The sequence below is a fragment of the Pseudomonas gingeri genome (assembly GCF_013385635.1).
In the GTDB taxonomy this organism is placed as follows: domain Bacteria; phylum Pseudomonadota; class Gammaproteobacteria; order Pseudomonadales; family Pseudomonadaceae; genus Aquipseudomonas; species Aquipseudomonas gingeri_A.
The window spans coordinates 184802-192142 of sequence record NZ_JACAPR010000006.1; the positions used below are offsets into that span (position 1 = coordinate 184802).

At 61.8% G+C, this 7341-nt stretch carries 6 protein-coding genes; 2 read left to right on the top strand and 4 right to left on the bottom strand.

The window, feature by feature from the left end:
• Window positions 1-176 precede the first annotated feature (176 nt).
• The 4 genes from HX851_RS05280 to HX851_RS05295 all read right to left on the bottom strand — a co-directional run bounded on the left by HX851_RS05280 (window position 177) and on the right by HX851_RS05295 (window position 4410).
• Entirely contained in the window at window positions 177-1613 is a 1437-nt protein-coding gene (locus HX851_RS05280) for an NAD(P)(+) transhydrogenase (Re/Si-specific) subunit beta (protein WP_177065223.1), read from the bottom strand.
• The gene (locus HX851_RS05285) at window positions 1610-1936 is read right to left on the bottom strand and encodes an NAD(P) transhydrogenase subunit alpha part 2 (RefSeq protein WP_177062132.1); all 327 of its coding nucleotides are present in this window, start codon (window positions 1934-1936) and stop codon (window positions 1610-1612) included. Before HX851_RS05285 ends, HX851_RS05280 begins: the two co-directional genes overlap by 4 nt.
• Window positions 1937-1951: 15 nt before the next feature.
• Window positions 1952-3073, bottom strand: coding sequence for a Re/Si-specific NAD(P)(+) transhydrogenase subunit alpha (locus HX851_RS05290; protein WP_177062134.1), 1122 nt, complete (start codon window positions 3071-3073; stop codon window positions 1952-1954).
• Window positions 3074-3510: 437 nt separating this feature from the next.
• The gene (locus HX851_RS05295; RefSeq protein ID WP_177065225.1) at window positions 3511-4410 is read right to left on the bottom strand and encodes a LysR family transcriptional regulator; all 900 of its coding nucleotides are present in this window, start codon (window positions 4408-4410) and stop codon (window positions 3511-3513) included.
• Window positions 4411-4567: 157 nt separating this feature from the next.
• On the opposite strand from HX851_RS05295, the gene HX851_RS05300 reads away from it, so the two are divergent.
• Both HX851_RS05300 and HX851_RS05305 read left to right on the top strand, forming a co-directional pair.
• A complete protein-coding gene (locus HX851_RS05300) occupies window positions 4568-5749 on the top strand; it encodes an acyl-CoA dehydrogenase (RefSeq protein ID WP_177065227.1) in 1182 nt (393 codons plus the stop codon).
• Window positions 5750-5763: 14 nt separating this feature from the next.
• Complete coding sequence (locus HX851_RS05305; RefSeq protein ID WP_177062140.1) at window positions 5764-6984, top strand: CaiB/BaiF CoA transferase family protein; 1221 nt, start codon at window positions 5764-5766, stop codon at window positions 6982-6984.
• Window positions 6985-7341 lie beyond the last annotated feature (357 nt).

Consider the following 7341-nt stretch of genomic DNA (forward strand, 5'->3'; position numbering starts at 1 on the left):
TTTTTCTCGGGCAACGGAGGCAAGATGCGCAGTCTAGAGATTTCAAAAGGTTTCGCCGCCCGACCAAGGTCGAATGCCAAGCCCCGATTCAGAGCCTTTGGTCGGTTTTTCGCGGGCAAAGAAAAACCCCACCCTACTAAAGGATGGGGTTTTTGGTATTGCGCTACGGCAAGGTTTTACTCGACGGCCTTGACCATGTCCTCGATCACTTTCTTCGCATCGCCGAAGACCATCATGGTCTTGTCGAGGTAGAACAGTTCGTTGTCCAGGCCGGCGTAGCCGCTGGCCATGGAGCGCTTGTTGACGATGATGGTCTTGGCCTTGAAGGCTTCGAGAATCGGCATGCCGGCAATCGGCGACTTCGGATCGTTCTTGGCCGCCGGGTTGACCACGTCGTTGGCGCCGAGCACCAGCACCACATCGGCCTGGCCGAACTCGGAGTTGATGTCTTCCATCTCGAACACCTGATCGTACGGCACTTCGGCCTCGGCCAGCAGCACGTTCATGTGCCCCGGCATGCGCCCGGCCACCGGGTGGATCGCGTACTTCACGGTGACGCCACGGTGGGTCAGCTTCTCGGTCAGTTCCTTCAGCGCGTGCTGGGCACGCGCCACCGCCAGGCCATAGCCGGGCACGATGATCACCGTGTCGGCGTTGGTCAGCAGGAAAGTCGCGTCGTCGGCCGAGCCGGATTTCACCGGCCGCGCCTCTTTCGAACCGGCCGGGCCGGCGGCATCCGCGGTGTTGCCGAAGCCGCCGAGCAGTACGTTGAAGAACGAGCGGTTCATCGCCTTGCACATGATGTACGAGAGGATCGCACCGCTTGAACCCACCAGCGAGCCGGCGATGATCAGCATCGAGTTGTTCAGCGAGAAGCCGATCCCCGCCGCTGCCCAGCCGGAATAGCTGTTGAGCATCGACACCACCACCGGCATGTCCGCGCCGCCGATGGGGATGATGATCAGCACGCCCAGTACAAAGGCCAGGGCCAGCATCAGGGCAAAGGCGCCGAGGTTGCCGGTGAGCATGAAGGTCACGCCGAGGCCCAGGGTTGCCAGGCCCAGCAGCAGGTTCAGCTTGTGTTGTCCGCCGAACTGTACCGGTGCGCCCTGGAACAGGCGGAACTTGTACTTGCCCGACAGCTTGCCGAAGGCGATCACCGAACCGGAGAAGGTGATTGCTCCGATCGCCGCGCCGAGGAACAGCTCCAGGCGGTTGCCCGCCGGAATCGAGTCGCCCAGTTGCTTGACGATGCCCAGGGATTGCGGCTCGACCACCGCCGCGATGGCGATGAAGACCGCGGCCAGGCCGATCATACTGTGCATGAACGCCACCAGCTCCGGCATCTTGGTCATCTCGACGCGCTTGGCCATGATCGAGCCGGCGGTGCCGCCGATCAGCAGGCCGACGATGACGTAGCCGATACTGGCTGCGGCCAGCTCGGCTCCCAGCTTGTAGATGAGGCCGATGGTGGTAATGATCGCCAGGGCCATGCCGAGCATGCCGAACAGGTTGCCGCGCCGCGACGTGGTCGGGTGCGACAGGCCCTTGAGCGCCTGGATAAAGCAGATCGACGCGATCAGGTAGAGCGTCGTTACGAGATTCATGCTCATGACGATGGCGCCTCTTCTTTTACGGCTTTCGGGGCTTTTTTCTTGAACATCTCAAGCATGCGGCGCGTCACCAGGAAGCCACCGAACACGTTGACCGCCGCCAGGGCCACGGCCAGGGTGCCCATGGTCTTGCCCAGCGGGGTCACGGTCAGCGCGGCCGCGAGCATGGCGCCGACGATCACGATCGCCGAGATGGCGTTGGTCACGGCCATCAGGGGTGTATGCAGCGCGGGTGTCACGTTCCAGACCACGTGGTAACCGACATAGATCGCCAGCACGAAGATGATCAGGTTGTAGATACCGGGGGAGATAAGCTCTTCCATCTTCTGAATCCCTGCTTAGGCGTTTTTACGGATGACTTGGCCGTCGCGGCACATCAGGCACGCGGCGACGATGTCGTCTTCGAGGTTCACTTCGAACTGGCCTTCCTTGTTGAAGACCAGCTTCAGGAAGTCCAGCAGGTTGCGGGCGTACAACGCCGAAGCGTCTGCCGCGACTTCACCGGCGAGGTTGGTCGGGCCGCAGATGGTCACGCCATGCTCGACCACCACCCGGTCGGCCACGGTCAGCGGGCAGTTGCCGCCCTGGGCCGCGGCCAGATCGATGACCACCGAACCGGGCTTCATCTGCGCGACGGTCTCGGCGCTCAGCAGCACCGGCGCCTTGCGTCCGGGAATCAGGGCGGTGGTAATGACGATATCGGCCTGCCTGGCGCGCTCGTGCACGGCCTGGGCCTGGCGCTGCATCCAGCTGGCCGGCATCGGCCGTGCGTAACCGCCGACACCGACCGCGCATTCGCGCTCCTCGTCGGTCTCGTAGGGCACGTCGACGAACTTCGCCCCGAGGGATTCGATCTGTTCCTTCACTGCCGGACGCACGTCCGAGGCCTCGATCACCGCACCGAGGCGCTTGGCGGTGGCGATGGCTTGCAGTCCGGCCACGCCGGCACCGAGGATCAGCACGCGGGCGGCCTTCACGGTACCCGCCGCGGTCATCAGCATCGGCATGAAGCGCGGGTAGTGATGGGCGGCCAGCAGCACGGCCTTGTAGCCGGCAATGTTGGCCTGGGACGAGAGCACATCGAGGCTCTGCGCGCGGGAGGTGCGTGGCGCGGCTTCCAGGGCAAAGGCGGTAATGCCCTGGGCGGCCAGCCTGGTGATGGTTTCATTGCTGAACGGATTGAGCATGCCTACCAGCACGGTGCCGCTCTTGATCAGCGTCAGTTCGCTGTCATTGGGGGCGACCACCTTGAGGATCAGTTCGGCGCCGAAGGCATCGTTGGCGCTGCCAATGGTTGCGCCTACCGCCTCATAGGCACTGTCGACAACGCTGGCACTGATGCCTGCGCCGCTTTGTACAGTGACCTTGTGGCCCTGGCCGATCAGCTTCTTGATGGTTTCCGGGGTAGCAGCAACCCGCGTTTCACCCGTCTGGGTTTCGAGAGGAACACCAATGTGCACGTCAAATCTCCTGCGTGATCTTTTTTATAAGAAGGCCAGCGCACTGCGGATGGTGCGACTGGAGCGGCCGATCAGCACGATCCCGCCGGTTTCGAGGCGGGGCGCGGCATTTTGCAGGCGAAAACTGCCCCCTTCAAGATATTCTGAAAGGTGACGTAATATTAACTACAAGTCACCCTGTGACTGAATGTCGCACGGACCAGCCGCGGGCCCACAGAATAGAGGCCTCACAAGGATTCTGGCTGGAAATGGAGAAATTTCGAATCGGCGAGGTGAATAAGTCGATATCGCCGGTGAAATTGGCTGTAGGCCTTGATATCAGGCACTTTCGTGCAAGGTTGACGGGCGTCGGTACAGTCTGCTTTAAAGCGACATATTGTTATATCTGTAGGGTTTTAAATATACTGACTACGAAGTCAAGTTATAGCTGAAACCCTTCAGCCAAGCAGGTTATAGCTCTGGGCCTGGCTTACCAACCAGTCACGAAAAGCCCGTAAAGACGCCGATTCGACCTTTCGGTCGGGAATCATCAGGTAATACGCCTTGATGCTGGAGAGCGCATCGGAGTTGGCGATCACCAGGCGTTTCTCGGTCAGTTCACGCTGAATCAGGAACGGCGGAATCAGCGCGATCCCCATTTCGTGCATGGCCGCCTGTGCCAGCATGGAGAATAGCTCGTAGCGCGGACCTGTCATGTCGCGGGGGATATTCAGCTCCTGGGCGTTGAACCACTGGCGCCAGGCATAAGGGCGCGTGGTCTGCTGCAGCAGGGGCAGTTCGGCGATCTGCGTCGCGTTCAGGCTCTGGCGGTTGCCAAGCATGGCCGGGCTGCACACCGGCATCGGGTTCTCGCCCATCAGGCGGTGGGACTCGGTACCCGACCAGTCGGCATCGCCGAAGTAGATGGCGGCGTCGAAGTCGGTATCGGCAAACAGGAATGGCCGGGTACGGTTGGTCAGGTTGACCGTGACTTCCGGGTGCTGTTGCTGAAAATCCTTGAGCCGTGGCAGCAGCCATTGGGTGCCGAATGTCGGTACCACTGCCAGTTCGATCACATTGGCGCCCTGTTGGCCCATGACGGACAGCGTATCGCGCTCGACCGCATCCAGTTGCGTGGCGACACGGCGGCTATAGGACAGCCCTGCCTCGGTCAGCTTCACGCCGCGTCTTGACCGTCGGAAGAGTTCGACACTGAGGAATTCCTCCAGGCTGGCGATCTGTCGGCAAATCGCTCCCTGGGTGAGGGAAAGCTCCGCCGCGGCCTTGGTAAAGCTCTCGTGGCGGGCGGCGGCTTCGAAGCTGATCAGCGCGGCGGTGCTGGGGATCTTCCTGCGCATGTACGGCAACCTCACTAAAGGTGATGCGAAAAGGCTTTCAATAGTGTTTCGGAGTGAGAAATTAGCACAACAGCATGCAAAATCCTCGTTTGCCGGATCCTCGGGTGGCGCCTAGGATCAATCCACGATATTTGACCTACTTCGCGAGGACTCTCTCATGGGCGGTAAAGCTAGCTTCAACTGGATCGATCCCCTGCTGCTGGATCAACAGCTCACCGAAGAGGAGCGGATGATTCGCGACACCGCCCAGCAGTTCGCCCAGGACAAGCTGGCGCCACGGGTTCTCGAAGCCTTCCGGCATGAAAAGACCGACCCGGCGATCTTTCGCGAAATGGGTGAGGTCGGCTTGCTGGGTGCGACCATTGCGGTCGAGTACGGCGGCAGCGGCCTCAACTATGTCAGCTACGGCCTGATCGCCCGTGAAGTGGAGCGCGTCGACTCGGGCTACCGCTCGATGATGAGTGTGCAGTCTTCCCTGGTGATGGTGCCGATCAATGAGTTCGGCACCGAGGCGCAGAAGCAGAAGTACCTGCCGAAGCTGGCCTCCGGTGAATGGATCGGCTGCTTCGGCCTGACCGAGCCGAACCACGGTTCCGATCCGGGGGCGATGATCACCCGAGCGCGCAAGGTCGAAGGCGGCTACAGCCTGACCGGCAGCAAGATGTGGATCACCAACAGCCCGATCGCCGATGTGTTCGTGGTCTGGGGCAAGGACGATGCCGGTGATATCCGTGGCTTTGTGCTGGAGAAGGGTTGGAAAGGCCTGAGCGCTCCGGCGATTCACGGCAAGGTCGGCCTGCGCGCCTCGATCACCGGCGAGATCGTCATGGACAACGTCTTTGTCCCGGAAGAGAACATCTTCCCGGATGTCCGTGGCCTGAAAGGTCCGTTCACCTGTCTCAACTCTGCCCGCTACGGTATCTCCTGGGGCGCGCTGGGCGCGGCCGAGTTCTGCTGGCACACCGCTCGCCAGTACACCCTGGATCGCCAGCAGTTCGGTCGTCCACTGGCTGCCACCCAACTGATCCAGAAGAAGCTGGCCGACATGCAGACCGAAATCACCCTCGCCCTCCAGGGCTGCCTGCGCTTGGGACGGATGAAGGATGAAGGCACGGCGGCGGTGGAAATCACTTCGATCATGAAGCGCAACTCCTGCGGCAAGTCCCTGGACATCGCCCGCATGGCGCGGGACATGCTCGGCGGCAACGGTATTTCCGACGAGTTCGGGGTCGCTCGTCACCTGGTGAACCTGGAGGTGGTGAATACCTATGAAGGCACTCACGACGTGCATGCGCTGATTCTCGGGCGCGCACAAACCGGCCTTCAGGCGTTCTACTGACAGGAGCTCGGCTCATGGGCGCGCTTTCGCATCTGCGGGTATTGGATTTGTCGCGGGTATTGGCCGGGCCGTGGTCCGGGCAGATCCTGGCGGACCTGGGGGCCGAGGTGATCAAGGTCGAGCGCCCGGGTAACGGTGACGACACCCGTGCCTGGGGGCCGCCCTTCCTTAAGGACGCCTATGGCGAGAACACTACCGAAGCGGCTTACTACCTCTCGGCCAATCGTAACAAGCAATCGGTCACTATCGATTTCACCCAGCCCGAGGGCCAGCGCCTGGTGCGCGAGCTGGCGATGAAGTCCGATATCCTGATCGAGAACTTCAAGGTCGGCGGGCTGGCGGCCTATGGCCTGGACTATCCGTCGCTCAAGGCGCTCAACCCGAACCTGATCTATTGCTCGATCACCGGGTTCGGCCAGACCGGGCCCTATGCCAAGCGTGCCGGTTATGACTTCATGATCCAGGGCCTGGGCGGGCTGATGAGCCTGACGGGCAGGCCTGAAGGCGATGAAGGTGCTGGTCCGGTGAAAGTGGGCGTGGCCCTGACCGATATCCTTACCGGCCTGTACTCGACCGTGGCGATCCTGGCAGCCCTGGCCCATCGGGATCACGACGGCGGTGGGCAGCATATCGACATGGCCCTGCTGGATGTGCAGGTGGCCTGTCTGGCCAACCAGGCGATGAACTACCTGACCACCGGGGTGGCGCCCAAGCGCCTGGGCAATGCCCATCCGAATATCGTGCCGTACCAGGACTTCCCTACCGCCGATGGCGACTTCATCCTGACGGTGGGCAATGACGGGCAGTTCCGCAAGTTCGCCGAGGTGGCGGGCCAGCCGCAGTGGGCGGACGATCCTCGCTTCGCCACCAACAAGCTGCGGGTGGCCAATCGGGCGGTGTTGATCCCGCTGATTCGCCAGGCCACGGTATTCAAGACGACGGCCGAGTGGGTGGTACAACTGGAGCAGGCCGGTGTGCCGTGTGGGCCGATCAATGACCTGTCGCAGGTATTTGCCGATCCCCAGGTACAGGCGCGCGGGCTGGCCATCGAGCTACCTCATGCGCTGGCCGGGCGGGTGCCGCAGGTGGCGAGCCCTATCCGGCTTTCCGAGACGCCGGTGGAATATCGCAATGCCCCTCCTCTATTGGGTGAACACACGCTGGAGGTGTTGCAGCGGGTACTGAACCTGACTCCGGAGGCGGTGGCGGGGCTGCGGGAAGCCGGGGTGCTCTAGGCACCCTGCTCTCTTCTATATAGAAGCGCCGTTTCTGGCAATGCACATCTCCGGGATTTGTAGCCTGGCTTGCCAGCGATGGCGTCCTTATGGGCGGTGCAAGGCTTGCAGGCCTCATCGCCGGCAAGCCAGCTCCTACAATGTGTCGTCGTCCACTGATCTTGTATACGACACAACCCTGTAGGAGCCTGGCTTGCCGGCGATGGCGTCTTTATGGGCGGTGCAAGGCTTGCAGGCCTCATCGCCGGCAAGCCGGCTCCTGCAATGCGTTGTCGTCCATCGGCCTTGCATGCGCCACAATCAACTGTAGGAGCCGGCTTGCCAGCGAAGGCGTCCTTATGGGCGGTGCAAGGCTTG

Coding starts and splice junctions, on each gene's coding strand:
- HX851_RS05285 (WP_177062132.1), bottom strand. CDS start 1,936: ATGGAAGAGCTTATCTCCCCCGGTATCTACAACCTGATCATCTTCGTG.
- HX851_RS05280 (WP_177065223.1), bottom strand. CDS start 1,613: ATGAGCATGAATCTCGTAACGACGCTCTACCTGATCGCGTCGATCTGC.
- HX851_RS05300 (WP_177065227.1), top strand. CDS start 4,568: ATGGGCGGTAAAGCTAGCTTCAACTGGATCGATCCCCTGCTGCTGGAT.
- HX851_RS05305 (WP_177062140.1), top strand. CDS start 5,764: ATGGGCGCGCTTTCGCATCTGCGGGTATTGGATTTGTCGCGGGTATTG.
- HX851_RS05295 (WP_177065225.1), bottom strand. CDS start 4,410: ATGCGCAGGAAGATCCCCAGCACCGCCGCGCTGATCAGCTTCGAAGCC.